14 protein-coding genes and 1 pseudogene are annotated in these 14865 nt (G+C 66.8%); 5 read left to right on the plus strand and 10 right to left on the minus strand.

What is annotated here, in order from left to right:
- The first annotated feature begins 137 nt into the window (after nucleotides 1–137).
- Nucleotides 138–1163 carry a M48 family metalloprotease gene (locus J0I47_RS01590; protein WP_294044691.1) on the plus strand — a complete coding sequence of 342 codons (1026 nt, stop codon included), beginning with the start codon at nucleotides 138–140 and terminating at the stop codon, nucleotides 1161–1163.
- Here J0I47_RS01590 and J0I47_RS01595 read toward each other — a convergent pair.
- The 3 genes from J0I47_RS01595 to wecB are packed head-to-tail and all read right to left on the minus strand — an operon-like array spanning nucleotide 1154 to nucleotide 4125.
- The gene (locus J0I47_RS01595) at nucleotides 1154–1915 is read right to left on the minus strand and encodes a metallophosphoesterase family protein (RefSeq protein ID WP_294044692.1); all 762 of its coding nucleotides are present in this window, start codon (nucleotides 1913–1915) and stop codon (nucleotides 1154–1156) included. The two genes, J0I47_RS01590 and J0I47_RS01595, sit on opposite strands and share 10 nt — an antisense overlap.
- A gap of 58 nt (nucleotides 1916–1973) precedes the next feature.
- A complete protein-coding gene (locus tag J0I47_RS01600; protein ID WP_294044693.1) occupies nucleotides 1974–2987 on the minus strand; it encodes an NAD-dependent epimerase/dehydratase family protein in 1014 nt (337 codons plus the stop codon).
- A 10-nt stretch (nucleotides 2988–2997) separates the two neighbouring features.
- Nucleotides 2998–4125 carry a UDP-N-acetylglucosamine 2-epimerase (non-hydrolyzing) gene (gene wecB, locus J0I47_RS01605; RefSeq protein ID WP_294044694.1) on the minus strand — a complete coding sequence of 376 codons (1128 nt, stop codon included), beginning with the start codon at nucleotides 4123–4125 and terminating at the stop codon, nucleotides 2998–3000.
- A gap of 107 nt (nucleotides 4126–4232) precedes the next feature.
- Between wecB and galU the strand changes: the two genes are divergently transcribed.
- Entirely contained in the window at nucleotides 4233–5105 is an 873-nt protein-coding gene (gene galU / locus J0I47_RS01610) for a UTP--glucose-1-phosphate uridylyltransferase GalU (protein WP_294044695.1), read from the plus strand.
- On the opposite strand, the gene J0I47_RS01615 is transcribed toward galU, so the two are convergent.
- The 7 genes and pseudogenes from J0I47_RS01615 to J0I47_RS01645 form a co-directional block, all read right to left on the minus strand.
- A complete protein-coding gene (locus tag J0I47_RS01615) occupies nucleotides 5043–5489 on the minus strand; it encodes a hypothetical protein (protein WP_294044696.1) in 447 nt (148 codons plus the stop codon). The two genes, galU and J0I47_RS01615, sit on opposite strands and share 63 nt — an antisense overlap.
- The gene (gene moeB / locus J0I47_RS01620) at nucleotides 5471–6238 is read right to left on the minus strand and encodes a molybdopterin-synthase adenylyltransferase MoeB (RefSeq protein WP_294044697.1); all 768 of its coding nucleotides are present in this window, start codon (nucleotides 6236–6238) and stop codon (nucleotides 5471–5473) included. The genes J0I47_RS01615 and moeB overlap by 19 nt, the downstream gene beginning before the upstream one ends.
- Nucleotides 6231–6677, minus strand: a complete 447-nt coding sequence (gene dut / locus J0I47_RS01625; RefSeq protein ID WP_294044698.1) for a dUTP diphosphatase — start codon at nucleotides 6675–6677, stop codon at nucleotides 6231–6233. The genes moeB and dut overlap by 8 nt, the downstream gene beginning before the upstream one ends.
- Nucleotides 6678–6736: 59 nt before the next feature.
- A pseudogene (coaBC, locus tag J0I47_RS01630) lies at nucleotides 6737–7918 on the minus strand (bifunctional phosphopantothenoylcysteine decarboxylase/phosphopantothenate--cysteine ligase CoaBC).
- Nucleotides 7915–9021, minus strand: a complete 1107-nt coding sequence (locus J0I47_RS01635) for a hypothetical protein (RefSeq protein ID WP_294044699.1) — start codon at nucleotides 9019–9021, stop codon at nucleotides 7915–7917. Before J0I47_RS01635 ends, coaBC begins: the two are co-directional and overlap by 4 nt.
- 46 nt (nucleotides 9022–9067) lie before the next feature.
- Nucleotides 9068–10603 (minus strand): 2-polyprenylphenol 6-hydroxylase, encoded by a 1536-nt coding sequence (gene ubiB / locus J0I47_RS01640; protein WP_294044700.1) that lies wholly within the window; start codon nucleotides 10601–10603, stop codon nucleotides 9068–9070.
- A 44-nt stretch (nucleotides 10604–10647) separates the two neighbouring features.
- The gene (locus J0I47_RS01645; protein WP_294044701.1) at nucleotides 10648–11403 is read right to left on the minus strand and encodes a class I SAM-dependent methyltransferase; all 756 of its coding nucleotides are present in this window, start codon (nucleotides 11401–11403) and stop codon (nucleotides 10648–10650) included.
- A gap of 142 nt (nucleotides 11404–11545) precedes the next feature.
- Between J0I47_RS01645 and mutM the strand changes: the two genes are divergently transcribed.
- The 3 genes from mutM to dnaA all read left to right on the plus strand — a co-directional run bounded on the left by mutM (nucleotide 11546) and on the right by dnaA (nucleotide 14591).
- A complete protein-coding gene (gene mutM / locus J0I47_RS01650) occupies nucleotides 11546–12358 on the plus strand; it encodes a bifunctional DNA-formamidopyrimidine glycosylase/DNA-(apurinic or apyrimidinic site) lyase (RefSeq protein ID WP_294044702.1) in 813 nt (270 codons plus the stop codon).
- A 137-nt stretch (nucleotides 12359–12495) separates the two neighbouring features.
- Entirely contained in the window at nucleotides 12496–12756 is a 261-nt protein-coding gene (gene rpsT / locus J0I47_RS01655; protein WP_294044703.1) for a 30S ribosomal protein S20, read from the plus strand.
- A 455-nt stretch (nucleotides 12757–13211) separates the two neighbouring features.
- Nucleotides 13212–14591 carry a chromosomal replication initiator protein DnaA gene (dnaA, locus tag J0I47_RS01660; RefSeq protein WP_294045832.1) on the plus strand — a complete coding sequence of 460 codons (1380 nt, stop codon included), beginning with the start codon at nucleotides 13212–13214 and terminating at the stop codon, nucleotides 14589–14591.
- Nucleotides 14592–14865: the final 274 nt, after the last annotated feature.

The following is a 14865-nucleotide window of genomic DNA, read 5'->3' on the forward strand; positions in this document are numbered from 1 at the left end:
TGGACGACCTATCTACGTTCAATTGCTGCGCGTCAACCCGTGTATCGACGAACTGCCTTTAGATTTGCTTGTTACATTCGTGGTCACTGCACTTTTAGCGATTGCCGGCGCACCTGTAAGACAGGATAAGTATCCACATGCGTAAAGATTTCGTTGCGGGCTTGGTGCTCATTATTTTCGCGTCTGGTGGTGGTCGCATCGTCGCGCCGGCTGGTGCTCAGATGGATGCCGGTATGGGCGCGACGGCAACGGCTTATGCAGATCTGAAAAGAATCGACGCTCAAGTCGATAAGGCGGTTTTTCGGCTCACAGTGGCAAACGCGCCACTGTGTAACGAGTTGGTTTGGCGCATCGGTGCCGTATTGACCGACATCCGTCAATTTCCACCAGCGCAGCGTGAGCTCGTGTCAGCCGCCTTTGCGCTTGATGGCGAGATCGGCGTTGAGACGGTCGAGCCCGAAGGTCCGGCTTGGCAAGCGGGTTTGCAGGACGGAGACGAGATGCTGGCGATAAATGGTCGGCGGATTGCCGACGCTTTGGCCGGCAATAGCTTCCCCGTGGTCACTGCAAATCGTGTCAAGGTCGTCCAGTCCATGATCGACCAATCTGCCTCTGGCGCGATCGACATCGAATATCGAAGGCATGGCGTTGAATATCGTACGCGTATCTTTGCGAAAAGGGGCTGCGCTTCGTCAATTCTGGTTTCGTCAAAATCGAGTAAGGCTGCATCAGCAGATGGTAATAGTATTTTAATATCTACTGGTTTGGTCAGGCTGGCCGATAAAAATGACGATTTAGCGGTCGTCTTGGCTCACGAACTCGCACACAATATCTTGCACCATCGTGCCCGCCTAGACAAAGCAGGCGTCGATCGTGGCCTCGGGAGAATGTTTGGTAAAAGTGGACGGATGATTCGAGAAACGGAGGAAGAGGCCGATCGGTTGAGCCTCTATCTGTTGGCCAATGCGGGCTATGATATGTCGAGTGCGCCGGCATTCTGGCTCGGGCCGGCGCGCCACCTTGATGGAGGCTTGTTGTCGGACGGTACTCATCCCTGCCCCAAGTGCCGGGCCAAGTTAATGGAAGCGGAAATCGCCAAAATCGAGCAAATGCCGAAAGGAGCGATACGGCGACCTGCCGACCTGCCGCTCGATCAGCCCTGATCTCCTGCGGTTTGAAATACACGTTGATTAGTGCCTTCTAATATTAACGTTGTGAGGTGCCCTGTCCGATAGGCGCCGGTATCGATGCCGATCCGGTTGCGTCGAAAGTCAACGTCTGATGAAATGCTGTGGCCATGGACAATCATCTTCGTGAAGTCTGCGTTTGATTTTAAAAAGCTTTCTCTGATCCAGCGTAGGTCGCTTGCCTCTTGATCGGCAAGGGCAACTTTGGGCCGGACGCCCGCATGCACGAAGAAATAGTCGCCGATCTCGACTGACAACTCCAGCTGTGACAGAAACTCGATATGCGATGGCGGAACGCTGTTTATGATTAGCTGGTGAAGTTCGTCCCATGAGCTTCGTTCATATGCTTGTGGATCAATACCATAACTCAGCGCGGTCTCACGACCTCCGACCATAGCGAACTGCTGATTCGCACGATCGTTGCCTTCCAGCACCAACTGGAACAATTCCTCATGGTTGCCGCCTAACGTATGTACGTTGGGCCAAAGGGAGCGAAGTGCGATCAGTACGTCGATCACGTCCGCCGACGCCGGGCCTCTATCCACATAATCGCCGAGAAAAATGATCTGGCGCGCCGCCGGCAGGATGTCCTGCGAATCGCGGTCGATCATCTGAAGAGTTTGTTCGAGAAGATCGGCACGCCCATGGATATCGCCGACGGCGTAGACGCGTATGCCGTCGGGGACCGACGGTTTGACTTGCTCTTTGGTAAATAATCTTTTGAACATAAGGTGATAACGCGACCTCGATCGAGCGGGCTCAGTCGGGCTACTCGCAATTGCGCAATTAATCGATACCTCTGGCGGTCGCGTAATGCTCCTTGTACCAGCGGATGAACGCCGGCACGCCGACGCTGACCGGGGTGTTGGGGGCGTAGCCTGTCAGGCGCTTGAGCAACGCATGCGACGCTTCGGTCGCCGGCACGTCGCCCTGTTGCATCGGCATCAGGTTCAGGATCGCGGGCTTGCCCATCGCGCGTTCGGCCTCGGCGATATAGTCCATCAGCTTGACCGGTTCGCCCTGGCCGATGTTGACCACGCGCCACGGCGCGACCGGGGACAGGCTGTCGCCCTCGACCGGTTCGGTGCCGGGGATCGCGTCGGTCGCCAGGCGGACGACCGATTTGGCCAGATCCTCGACATAGGTGAAGTCGCGAACCATCTCGCCGCGGTTGTAGACGTCGAGCGGCTCGCCACGGTCGATCGCGCGGGCGAACTTGAACAACGCCATGTCGGGCCGGCCCCACGGGCCATAGACGGTGAAGAAGCGGAAGAAGGTCGTCGGCACCCCGAACAGGTGCGCGTAGCTGTGCCCCATCAGCTCGGTCGCGCCCTTGGTAGCGGCATAGAAGGTGAGGGGGGTCGCGACCTTCTGGTCCTCGGTGAATGGCATATTCGTGTTGGCGCCGTAGACCGAGCTGGTCGAGGCGGCGAGCAGGTGGCGCGGCCTGGTCCGCCGCGCGAGCTCGAGCACGTTGAAGGTGCCGATCAGGTTCGACTGCACATAAGCTTCGGGATAGTCGATCGAGTAGCGCACGCCGGCCTGCGCGGCGAGGTGGATGACGACGTCGGGCCGGAACGCTTCCCACTCCGCCGCGAACGCGGTCATGTCGTCGATGGACACGCGCGCGACGCGGAAATTGGCGTGGTTCGACAGGATGTCGTTGCGCCGTTCCTTCAACGCGACGTCGTAATAGGTCGAGAAATTGTCGATCCCCAGCACCTCGTGCCCGGCCTGGAGCAGCTTGCTGGCGACGTGGAAACCGATGAAGCCGGCGGTGCCGGTGACGAGGAATTTCACGAAAGGTTCCTTAGATCGTGGCTCGGATGATCGCGGCGATGCGCTCGGCCGCGTGGCCGTCGCCGAACGGATTGTGGGCGCGCGCCATCGCATCATAGGCGGCCGTGTCGTCGAGCAGGCGCGACACTTGGGCGACGATACGATCCTCGTCGGTGCCGATCAGACGGGCGGTGCCGGCGGCGACGCCCTCGGGCCGTTCGGTCGTGTCGCGCATCACCAGCACCGGCTTGCCGAGCGCGGGCGCCTCCTCCTGCACCCCGCCCGAGTCGGTCAGCGCGAGGTGGCACAGGCCGAGCGCGCGGATGAAATGCGGATAGTCGAGCGGCTCGATCCGCGCGACGTTGGCGCGATCGCCCAGGTTCGCGTTCATCACCGCGCCGACATTGGGATTGGGGTGCATCGGGAACAGCACCGCGACGTCCGGACGCTCGGCGATGCGGGCGATGGCGCGAGCGATATTGGTCATGCCGTCGCCGAAATTCTCCCGTCGGTGCGTCGTCACCAGCACGATGCGCTTGCCCGCGAACCGCGCGGCGATATCGTCCAGCCTAGCGGCGAGCGACGGGTCGGCCGCGATCCGCTCGCCGGTCCAGTGCAGCGCGTCGATCACGGTGTTGCCCGTTACATGGACGGTCGCGGGATCGATATTCTCCGCCGTCAGCGCCGCCGCCGCGGTGTCGGTCGGCGCGTAATGCTGGTCGGCGATCGGCGCGACGATGCGGCGGTTCACTTCCTCCGGCCAGGGCTGGTAGATGTCGCCCGAGCGCAACCCCGCCTCGACATGCCCGACCGGCACTTTGCGGTAATAGGCCGTCAGCGCGCCGACCATCGCGGTCGCGGTGTCGCCCTGCACCAGCACACGGTCGGGCCGCTCCGCGTCCATCACCTCGCCCAGCCCGGTCAGCAACCGCGCCGTCAGCCGGTCGAGCGTCTGCCCCGGCTCCATCAGGTCGAGGTCGATGTCGGGCGTGAGGCCGGCGATCGCCAGCACCTGGTCGAGCAGCCCGCGATGCTGCGCGGTTACGCAGGTCCGCACCGCGATCCCCGGCGTCGCTGCCAGCGCGCGCACCACCGGGAACAGCTTGATCGCTTCCGGACGCGTGCCGAAGATGACGAGGATCTTGTAGGGATCGGGCATGGCGGCCGCGCCTAAATCATTCTTCACGAAACCGCGAGTAGGAAGCCGCCGATTGCGGACGGCGGTCCCACGCTCTAATCCGCGCCGACCTTATTCGAGAGCAGGCAATGACCATCAAACCACTCCGCAAGGCCGTTTTCCCCGTCGCCGGGCTCGGCACGCGCTTCCTTCCCGCCACCAAGGCGATGCCGAAGGAAATGCTGACCGTCGTCGACAAGCCGCTGATCCAGTATGCGGTCGAGGAGGCGCTGGAGGCAGGGATCGAGCAGATCATCTTCGTGACCGGCCGCGGCAAGTCGGCGCTAGAGGATCATTTCGACGTGTCGTACGAGCTCGAGGCGACGATGCGCGCGCGGGGCAAGTCGATGGCGCTGATCGATGGCATCCGCCAGAAGCCGGGCTCGCCGGTCTATATCCGCCAGCAGGAGCCGCTCGGGCTCGGCCATGCCGTGTGGTGCGCGCGCGAGATCGTCGGCGACGAGCCGTTCGCGGTGCTGCTCCCCGACGAGCTGATGGTCGGCAAGCCCGGCTTCATCAAGCAGATGGCCGACGCCTATTACAAGGTCGGCGGCAACCTGATCGGCGCGCTCGAAGTGCCGGCCGACCAGACCGACAAATACGGCATCATCACGCCGGGCAAGGTCGACGGCCGGCTGACCGAAGTGCTGGAAGTGATCGAGAAGCCGCCACTGGGCACCGCCAAGTCGAACCTGATGACGCCGGGCCGCTACATCCTCCAGCCCGAGGTGATGAAGATCCTCGACAATCCGGTGCGCGGGGCGGGCGGCGAGATCCAGCTGACCGACGCGATGGCGCAGCTGATCGGGAAACAGCCGTTCCACGGCTTCACCTTCGACGGCAAACGCTACGATTGCGGCGACAAGGCCGGCTATATCGAGGCGAACCTGGCGATCGCGCTAGGCCGGCCCGATATCGGTCCGCACGTCCGCGTCTTCGCCAAGGCGCTGCTCGACGGTTGAGGCGTCGGGAACGAGCGCGCGCCGCTCGCCGCGCCGGACCAGCCAGCGGAACGCGACCAGGATCACGGTCGGCCATAGCATCGTCAGCCAGAAATCGTGCCATGCCGACGCCCAATTGCCCTCGTCGGTGACATAGGCGGTCTGGAACACGTCGTAGAGTTCGTTGGCCGATTCGATCGCGACCACGATGATGTACGGCCGCCAGTCCCAGGGCGGTCGCCGCAGCACCCATGCCGATACCACCAGGATCAGCAGCCCGGCATGGATGTGCAGCACGTCGTCGGGCGCGTGCAGCCACAGCGACAGCCAGCTCTTGTAATAGATCCAGTCGAAATGCGCCGCCTGCGGGTGGATGGCGGACGGGTCTAGCCGGGCTTGTGGCATCGGCAGCCGGGGTCCTTCGGTAGCGACAGGGTGCGGAAGCGGAAGGCGAGGGCGTCGGCGAGCAGGAGCTTGCCGGCCGGATCCTCCCCGAACGGGACGATCGCGCGCACGACTTCCAGCGCGGCCAGGCTGCCCATGACGCCGGCCATCGCGCCGAGCACGCCGATCTCCGCGCAGCTCACTTCCGGCCGGTCGGGATCGTCGCCGACGAAGCAGCGGTAGCAGGGCTTGTCGGCCTCCCACCCGCGATAGACCGCGAGCTGTCCCTCGAACTGCGCGACGGCAGCGGAAATGAGCGGAATGCGCGCGGCCAACGCGGCATCGGCGACCGCCAGCCGGGTCGCGAAATTGTCGCTGCCGTCGAGCACGACATCGGCGCCGGCGAGCAACTCGGCGGCGTTGCTCGCCTCGATCCGGACGGCCTGTGGCACGATCGTGACGGCGGGATCGATCCGGGCGAGCGCGGCGGCGGCGGCGTCGACCTTGCCGTTGCCGATGTCGGTCATGCCGAACACGGTCTGGCGCTGGAGGTTGGACAGGTCGACCGCGTCGTCGTCGACGATCGTGATCCGCCCGATCCCGGCCGCCGCCAGATATTGCAGCGCCGGCGATCCGATCCCGCCCGCGCCGATCACGACGACATGGCTCGCGCGCAGCCGCGCCTGGCCGACGCCGCCGATCTCCTTCAGCACGATATGCCGGGCGAAGCGCGTCAGGTCGGCATCGCTGAGTGGGGTGGGGTCAGACACCCGTCGAGCCGAACCCGCCTTCGCCGCGCGCGGTCTCGTCCAGATCGTCGACCTCGTCGAGCTCGGCGCGCAGCACGGGGGCGGGCACCAACTGGGCGATGCGGTCGCCGCGGGCGATCGCGAACGTCTCCTCGCCCAGATTGGCGAGGATCACCTTCACCTCGCCGCGATAATCGTGGTCGATCGTCCCCGGCGTGTTGAGACAGGTGAGGCCATGTTTGAGCGCGAGGCCGGAGCGGGGCCGCACCTGCACCTCATACCCCTCCGGAATGGCGATAGCGAAGCCGGTCGCGACCGCCGCCCGCGCGCCGGGCGCGAGCCGCAGGCTCTCGGCGGCGACGACGTCCATCCCGGCGGCACCGGCGCTGGCATAAGCGGGCAGCGGCAGGCCGCCGCCATTGGGCAGGCGCTTGACGGCGATGCGAATCGAATGGGCCATGGCGACGATCTATCCCCCGTTGTCGCGCCAGGCAAAGCGCACTCGCGCCTTCGCTCGCGTTAATCCGGCTGGTTAAGCGCGGCGTCAATCCGGGCGGCCAGCCGCGCGGCGACCTCGTCCTTGGGCAGCGGCGGCCAGCTTTCGATCGTGTCGCGCGTGACGATGTGCACGGTGTTGGCGTCGCCGCCCATCACGTCACCCGACACGTCGTTGGCGACGATCCAGTCGGCGCCCTTCCTGGTCAGCTTCGCGCGGGCATGCTCGACCAGTCGCTCGGTCTCGGCGGCGAAGCCGATCACCAGGCGGGGGCGTTTCGCGCTGCGGCTGAGCGTCGCGAGGATGTCGGGGTTCTCGATCAGGGCGAGCATGGGCGCGCCGCCCGCACCCTTTTTCAGTTTCTGGACCGAGCGTTCGACCCGCCAGTCGGCGACCGCGGCGACCATCACCGCGGCGTCGGCGGGGAGCGCGGCCTTCACCGCGGCCGCCATCTCCACCGCGGTTTCCACATCGACGCGGTCCACGCCGGGCGGGGTCGCCAGCGTCACCGGCCCCGCGACCAGCGTCACCCGCGCGCCCAGCGTCGCCAGCGCACCCGCGATCGCGAACCCCTGCTTGCCCGACGAGCGATTGGCGAGATAGCGGACCGGATCGATCGGCTCGTGCGTCGGCCCGGCCGTGACGATGACGTGGCGGCCGGCCAGCATTCAGCCGCCGATCTTCGCCTGGATCGCCGCCAGGATCGCGGCCGGCTCGGGCAGGCGGCCGGGCCCGTATTCGCCGCACGCCATCGCGCCCTCGTCGGGGTCGAGCACGGTCACGCCGTCGCCGCGCAGCGTCGCGACGTTGCGCACGGTTGCCGGATGCCGCCACATCCGCACGTTCATTGCCGGCGCGGCGAGCACCGGCTTGTCGGTCGCGAGCAGGAGGGTGGTGGCGAGGTCGTCGGCGATCCCCGCCGCCATCTTCGCCATCAGGTCGGCGGTGGCGGGGGCGACCACGACCAGGTCGGCCTGGCGGCTGAGCTGGATATGGCCCATCTCGGCCTCGTCCTTCAGGTCCCAGAGCGAGGTGTAGACCGGGTTCTCGCTCAGCGCGGCGAGGGTCATCGGGGTCACGAACTGCTGGCCGGCGGCGGTGACCACGCAGGTCACCTCGATCCCCGTCTTGCGTGCGAGCCGGACCAGCTCGCATGCCTTGTACGCCGCGATGCCGCCGCCGACGATGAGCAGGATGCGCGTCATGTCAGCCGCGTGACCGTGATCCTGCGCCGCTTCGGGAAGGCGGCGGCGATGACGTCGCGCAGCGCGTCGGGCGCGAAGGCCAGGCCGACCAGAATCGTGGGTGCCACCATCAGCCCCCAATAGAAGGTGTCGGGCCGAGCGAACAGGGCGATCAACGCGGCGTAGATCGTGAACGTCGCCAGCGCCCGCAGCCCCGTCGCGTCGCGCCAGCCCGCCCAGCCGAACAGGGTCAGCGCCATCAATCCCGCCGCCAGCCAGGCCGGCGCAAGCCGCAGCGCCGTCGACAGGGTCATCGCCTCGACGAAAAAGCCGAAGCCGAGCATGCCCGACCAGCCCGGCGAACTGGGATCGAGCGGCTTGACCACGGCCGCGACGGCATAGGCGTGGGCGACGACCGCCACCGCGAGCAGCGCCACCCCCGCGGCCCAGCCGGCCGCCTCGCGCCGATCGCCGTCGATCCACGCCGCCACCGCCATCACCGCGACGTACAGCGCGGCGGTCTCGCGGATCAGCATCGCCAGCGCGCCGATCCCGGCCGCCGCCATCCAGCGCCCGGGCCGGCGCAGCGCCAGGCTGAGCGCGATCAACAGCCCGGCCCAGATCTCATGGAAGGCGGCAAGGTCGCTCTGTACGAACGCTGCCAGCCCGCCGGCGAGCAATACCATCGCCACGACCAGTGGCGGCGGCCGTGCGAAGGTCGGGCGCAGGCGGACGAACCATGCCGCCATCACGCCGGCCGCCAGCGCGTAGAGCAGCACGATCACCGCCCAATGCGGCAGCATCGCCTGCACCATCGCCAGCGTCGGCAGTCGGAAGGTGACGAAGGGCTTCATCGGATAATTGCCCTCGCGCAACTCTTCCGCGGCGACCGCGTAGTAATTGCCCCCGTGGCGGATATCCTCGACGATCGATTCGTAGAGGACGACGTCGGCCTGGTCGTCGGCGCGGTTGGCGGTCGTGCCGCTGGCGACCGCGGCCGGTTGTGGCGCGGCGAGCGACGTCAGCGCGCCTGCCAGCAGCAAGGCGAGCGCGGCCAGCGCGAGCCGCGCCCGGCCTCGCGACAGGAAGGCGAAGCGCGTCGGTCGCGCAAGCCAGATGGTCACTCGTCGACCCTTGTCGCGATCCGTCCGGCGCGGGTCCCTGCCGAAATCACCGCAGCAACAGCCACGTCGCCGCCACCGCCATCGCGGCGCTCAGCACCGCCACCGCGACGTAGCGCCAGCCGCCGCCCAGCCGCACGACCTGGATCTCCTTGAGCGGCGGGGCGGGGGGGGCGCCGCCCGCGGCCGGGTAGCGCGCTTCGATCCGGCGGACGAGGTCGGGCAGGCGGGCGAGCGTGCGCAGGTCGGTGATGATGCGGTCCGCAACCGCCGCCTCCGGCCCCAGTTCGGTCCGGATCCACTCGCGGATGAACGGCGCGGCGGCGTCCCACATATTGATGTCGGGATCGAGGCTGGTGGCGACGCCCTCCACCATCACCATCGTCTTCTGCAGCAGCAGCAGGTGCGGCTGGGTCTGCATGTCGAAATCGCGGGTGATGCGGAACAGCCCGTCGAGCATCATGCCGACCGACATGTCTTTCACGGGGAGCCCGCGCATCGGCTCGCCGACTGCGCGCAGGGCCGTCGCGAACTCGGCGACGTTATGGTGCGCGGGAACGTATTGCGCCTCGAAATGGATTTCGGCGACGCGCTTATAGTTGCCGGTGATGAGCCCGTAGAGGATCTCCGCCAGCCACACCCGTGCGCGGCGGTCGATCCGGCCCATGATCCCGAAATCGATCGCCGCGATCCGCCCGTCGCGCGTGGCGAACAGGTTTCCCTGGTGCATGTCGGCGTGGAAGAACCCTTCGGAGATCGCCTGGCGCAGGAACGCGTTGATGAGCGTCGTCGCGAGCTTCTTCGGGTCGTGGCCCGCGGCGATCAGCCGGTCGCGATGGCTGAGCTTGACCCCGTCGATCCATTCGAGCGTCAGGACGGTGCCGCTGGTCCGCTGCCAGTCGATCGCGGGGACCATGTAATCGGGCTCGGCGCGCATCGCCTCGGCCAGTTCGGACGCCGACGCCGCCTCGCGCCGCAAATCGAGCTCGCGCGAGGTCCAGCGCTTGAACGTCTCGATGACGAGGCGCGGGCGCAGGCGAGCGAACTCGCCGCCCATCGCCTCGGTCTGCGCCGCCGCCCATTGATAGGTGTCGATCGCCTGGGTGAATTCCTCCTCGACGCGCGGGCGCAGCACCTTCACCGCGACCTGCCGCCCGTCGAGCGTGACCGCGCGGTGGACCTGCGCGATCGAGGCGGCGCCGACCGGCTCCTCGTCGAATTCCAAGAACATCGCCGCGATCGGCTTGCCGAGCCCAGCCTCGACCGCGCGGCGGATCGTCTCGAACGGCAGGGGGGGCAGCGCGTCCTGCAAGCGCATCAAATCGTGCGCGGCTTCCTCGCCGACCAGATCGGGGCGCGTCGCCAGCGTCTGGCCGAGCTTGATCGCGGCGGGACCGATCGCCTGGAACGCGTCGGCGTAGCGCGGCACCGCCGGCACGCGCGCGCCTACCCTCGCTAGCTTGACCAGCCGGCGCAGGCGCGGCGGCGTGTTGGGATCGCGCTCGATCCCCCGCAGCGCGCCGTGCCGCGCGAGGATGCGGCCCCATTTGAGCAGGCGCCAGGTATGGACGACGGACGAAGTCACCTAATTCCCCTCCCGCTTGCGGGAGGGGAGAAGAAAGCTCCCCATCAGATCTTCCAGCCGCTGTGAATCGCGACCAGCCCGCCGAGCATGGGCTCGACGCGCGTCTGGACGAAGCCGGCCTCGCCGATCATCGCCTTGAACCGCTCCATGTCGGGGAAACGGCGGATCGATTCGATCAGGTAGCGATAGCTGTCGGCGTCCCCCGCGATCGCCCGCCCCACGCGCGGCACGACATGGTGCGAATAGGCGTCGTACACCTCGCCAAACCCCGGCCACAGCGTGGTCGAAAATTCGAGGCAGAAGAACCGCCCGCCGCGTTTCAGCACGCGGTGCGCCTCGCGCAGCGCCTTCGGGATGTCGGTCACGTTCCGGATGCCGAACGCGATGGTATAGGCGTCGAAGAAGCGGTCGGGCCATTGCAGCGTCTCGGCATTGGCCTCCGACCAGACGAGAGTCCCAGTGTCGGGCTCGCGCCCGCTGGCGATCCCGCGCTTCGCCGCGCGCTCGATCCCGACCTCCAGCATCGCCGGGTTGATGTCGGCGACGGTCACCGCCGCGCCCGATGCGGCCAGCCGGAACGCGATGTCGCCGGTGCCGCCCGCCATGTCGAGGATCGCCTCCCCAGCGCGCGGCTTCACCCGGCGCACGAACAGGTCCTTCCACACGCGGTGCAGCCCGCCCGACATGGCGTCGTTCATGACGTCGTACTTGCTCGCGACGCTGGCGAAGACCCCGCCGACGCGGCGAGTCTTTTCCTCGGGCGAGACGTCTTCGTAACCGAAGGAGACGGTGTCGTTCATGCGGCGGGCTGTAGCGGGGCGCGGGCATAGCGCAAACCCCCACGTGCTCCTGCGAAGGCAGGAGCCCAGAGTAATGCGTGATGCCGCCTGTGGCCCTGGGCTCCTGCTTCCGCAGGAGCACGGCCGGCGGTAGAGGATGGCGATGCCCGAGCTTCCCGAAGTTGAAACCACCGTCCGTGGCCTGACCCCCGTCCTGAAGGGCCAGCGGCTGACGCATGTCGTGACGCGGCGCGGCGACCTGCGGCGGCCGTTCCCGCCCGATCTCGCGCAGCGCATGACGGGGGCGACCGTCACGGGGCTCGGCCGGCGCGCCAAATACGGGCTGGTCGAGACCGATCGCGGCGACACGATGATCTTCCACCTCGGCATGTCGGGGCGCTGGCGAGTCGATCCGGGCGAACTGGAAAAGCACGATCATCTGGTGATCGACACGGCGGGCGGACGGCGAGTCGCGCTCAACGATCCGCGCCGGTTCGGATCGGTCGACCTGGTCGCGAGCGAGACCGTCGCGGACTTCCCGGCGTTCCGCACGCTGGGGCCGGAGCCGCTTGGGCCGGACTTCACCGGCGTGTACCTGAAGCAGGCGCTCGCCGGGCGGTTCGCCTCGATCAAGCAATTGCTGCTCGACCAGCGGATCGTCGCCGGGCTCGGCAACATCTATGTGTGCGAGGCGCTCTACGCGTCGGGCATCTCGCCGAAGCGCGAGGGCGGGCGGATCAGCACAGCGCGGCTCGACCGGCTGGTCGTCGCGGTCCACGACGTTCTCAATGCCGCGATCGAGGCGGGCGGGTCGTCGCTGCGCGACTTCGCGCATCCCGACGGCAATCTCGGTTATTTCTCGAAGCAGTTCGCCGTTTATGGCCGCGAGGGCGAGCCGTGCGGATGCGGCGGGCTGGTGCACCGATATGTTGAGGGCGGGCGCTCGACCTTCTGGTGCCCGACGTGTCAGTCCTAGATCGCGGCACCGGCCCGGTTCGGCCCCGCCGAACCACAAAGGTTGACCGAATCCCCAACCGTCGCTAAGGGCCAGCGCTTCCGGGCGCGGCTATGGTCGTGCCCGTTCCATTTTCTCGCGAAATTTAGAGGACTTTCATGGCGAACACGCCGCAAGCCAAGAAGCGCATCCGTCGCAACGAACGTCGCGCCGAAGTCAACGGCAACCGCGTCGGCCGTATCCGCACCTTCATCAAGAAGGTCGAGGCAGCGCTCGAGGCCGGCGACAAGACCGCGGCGACGACGGCACTGGCCGCGGCGCAGCCCGAGTTGCAGCGCGGCGTCGCCAAGGGCGTGCTCCACAAGAACACCGCGAGCCGCAAGTTCGCGCGGCTGACGAAGCGTCTCGGCGCGCTCTAAGCGTCCGCTTCGACGATCGATTCGGGCCGCCGGCGAGGCATCGCCGGCGGCCTTTTTCGTGTCCGTTTGCCGGCGTTCGGAGCCACGTCCCGGCACTCGCCATACCGCATATTCGAACGAATCGGCGGCACCACGGATATCTGCGCGATTCGGCGAGGTTAACAGCCGAACAGGTTTGAAAACCTTTACTTATCAGTAGTCTACATGCGAAGTCGCCGATTTCCGCGGGTTCGGCGAGTCAACTTTTTTATTTAATAAATCTGTCATCGAATACGCTTGATCGCTCGGTCCCGGGCCGCATAATCGATCCTCGCCGCCCCGATTCAGGGACGGCCGACCAAATAGCAACGAATCATGCCAGACGGACGCGATCCGGCTGTGGCGGAACGTTGTCCGACGAACGTGGTGCGCAGGCGGGGGCTCCGGGCGCACCGGTAGGCAGAGGGATCGAGTTGGTGGCGCTGTCGGTGGTGAACGGAGGGGATGCCGGAGAGGTCGCGAATGCGTGGGCGCGCATTCGCCGCAACCTGCGCGAGTCGGCGGGCGCGCGGCTGTTCGAGCAATGGCTGAAGCCGATCGAGCTCGGTCACAGCGACGATGCGACCAATGTCCGCCTGACGCTGCCCTCGGCCTTCACCGCCAACTGGGTGCGCAACCATTATCAGGATCGGCTGGTGCAGGAGTTCCGCGCGGCGCTCCCGGCGATTCGCTCGGTCTCGATCGAAGTGCGCAGCGCGAACGCGCCCGCGATCCTGCGCGTCGCCGCCGAAGAACCGGCCGAAGCGCCGAAGCCGGCCGCGCCCGCGATCGACCGGCCCGCGCTCGACCCGCGGCTGACCTTCGACCGCTTCGTCGTCGATCCGTCGAATCGTGTCGCCTACAACGCCGCCAAGGCGCTGGCCGAGCCGGGCAAGCCGCGCTTCAGCCCGCTCTTCCTCCATTCGGCGACGGGCCTCGGCAAGACTCACCTGATGCACGCGATCGGCCATGCCTATCTGGCCGCCGTTCCCGATGCCCGCGTGATCCTGATGTCGGCCGAACGCTTCATGTTCGAATTCGTCGCGGCGATCCGCGCCAACGACACGCATGCGTTCAAGGCACGGCTGCGCGGCGCCGACCTGCTGATGATCGACGACCTTCACTTCATCTCGGGCAAGAAGCCGACGCAGGACGAATTCTTCCATACGATCAACGAGCTGACCGCCGCCGGCAAGCGGCTGGTCATCACCGCCGATCGCAGCCCGCAGGGGCTGGACGATGTCGAGGCGCGGATCGTGTCGCGCCTCGCAATGGGGCTGGTCGCCGACATCAAGACGCCCGACGGCGTGCTGCGCCGCGCGCTGATCGAGCATCGCCTGGGCGAGCTGGACGACGTGCGGGTGCCGGGTGACGTGATCGACCTGTTGTCGGCCAAGATCACCGGGTCGTTGCGCGAGGTGGAAGGGGCGCTCAACCGCCTGGTCGCCTATGCCCAGCTGACTGGCGAGGCGATCGACCTCGACTTCGCGCAGTCGACGCTGGGCGACGTGCTGCGCGGGGGCACGCGGCGGATCACGATCGACGAAATCCAGCGTGCGGTGTCGACGCATTACGACCTGAAGCCGGTCGACCTGGTCTCCGCGCGCCGCGCCGTCGTCGTCGCGCGCCCGCGCCAGATCGCGATGTATCTCGCCAAGCGCCTGACCACCCGCTCGCTGCCCGAGATCGGCCGCAAGTTCGGCGGACGCGACCACTCGACCGTCATCCATGCGGTCCGCCGCATCGAGGAACTACGCGGGCAGGATCATGAGATCGACGGCGCGGTGAAGGCGTTGCTGCGGCAGCTTGAGGGCTGACGCCCGTCGCGGCGTGGCGACCGACCACCCCGGCGTCGCGCGCCGGCAGGACAAGGCGATCACGACCGGGGCATGAGTCGGACGAGGCGCGCCATCGCGCCCTTTCAATGTTGGAATCGGCGCGTCATCGTCGCGCCGTGTTGCCGCAATCACCGCTTTCGGCGCGCCGCCAGAGGAGAACCGCGATGCGGCGTACCCCCGTCAAGTTTGTCAAGTTTGGACGCGGTGCCGTGACCGCCCGACGCCGTAAGCTACGAGAACGCCGGGATATTTT

The organism is Sphingomonas sp. (assembly GCF_017304635.1).
Lineage (GTDB): Bacteria > Pseudomonadota > Alphaproteobacteria > Sphingomonadales > Sphingomonadaceae > Sphingomonas.

Bases quoted from the DNA above. Each gene is read 5' to 3' on its own strand.
- J0I47_RS01590 (WP_294044691.1), top strand. From the start codon at position 138: ATGCGTAAAGATTTCGTTGCGGGCTTGGTGCTCATTATTTTCGCGTCT.
- J0I47_RS01595 (WP_294044692.1), bottom strand. From the start codon at position 1,915: ATGTTCAAAAGATTATTTACCAAAGAGCAAGTCAAACCGTCGGTCCCC.
- wecB (WP_294044694.1), bottom strand. From the start codon at position 4,125: ATGCCCGATCCCTACAAGATCCTCGTCATCTTCGGCACGCGTCCGGAA.
- galU (WP_294044695.1), top strand. From the start codon at position 4,233: ATGACCATCAAACCACTCCGCAAGGCCGTTTTCCCCGTCGCCGGGCTC.
- J0I47_RS01615 (WP_294044696.1), bottom strand. From the start codon at position 5,489: ATGCCACAAGCCCGGCTAGACCCGTCCGCCATCCACCCGCAGGCGGCG.
- dut (WP_294044698.1), bottom strand. From the start codon at position 6,677: ATGGCCCATTCGATTCGCATCGCCGTCAAGCGCCTGCCCAATGGCGGC.
- J0I47_RS01645 (WP_294044701.1), bottom strand. From the start codon at position 11,403: ATGAACGACACCGTCTCCTTCGGTTACGAAGACGTCTCGCCCGAGGAA.
- mutM (WP_294044702.1), top strand. From the start codon at position 11,546: ATGCCCGAGCTTCCCGAAGTTGAAACCACCGTCCGTGGCCTGACCCCC.
- rpsT (WP_294044703.1), top strand. From the start codon at position 12,496: ATGGCGAACACGCCGCAAGCCAAGAAGCGCATCCGTCGCAACGAACGT.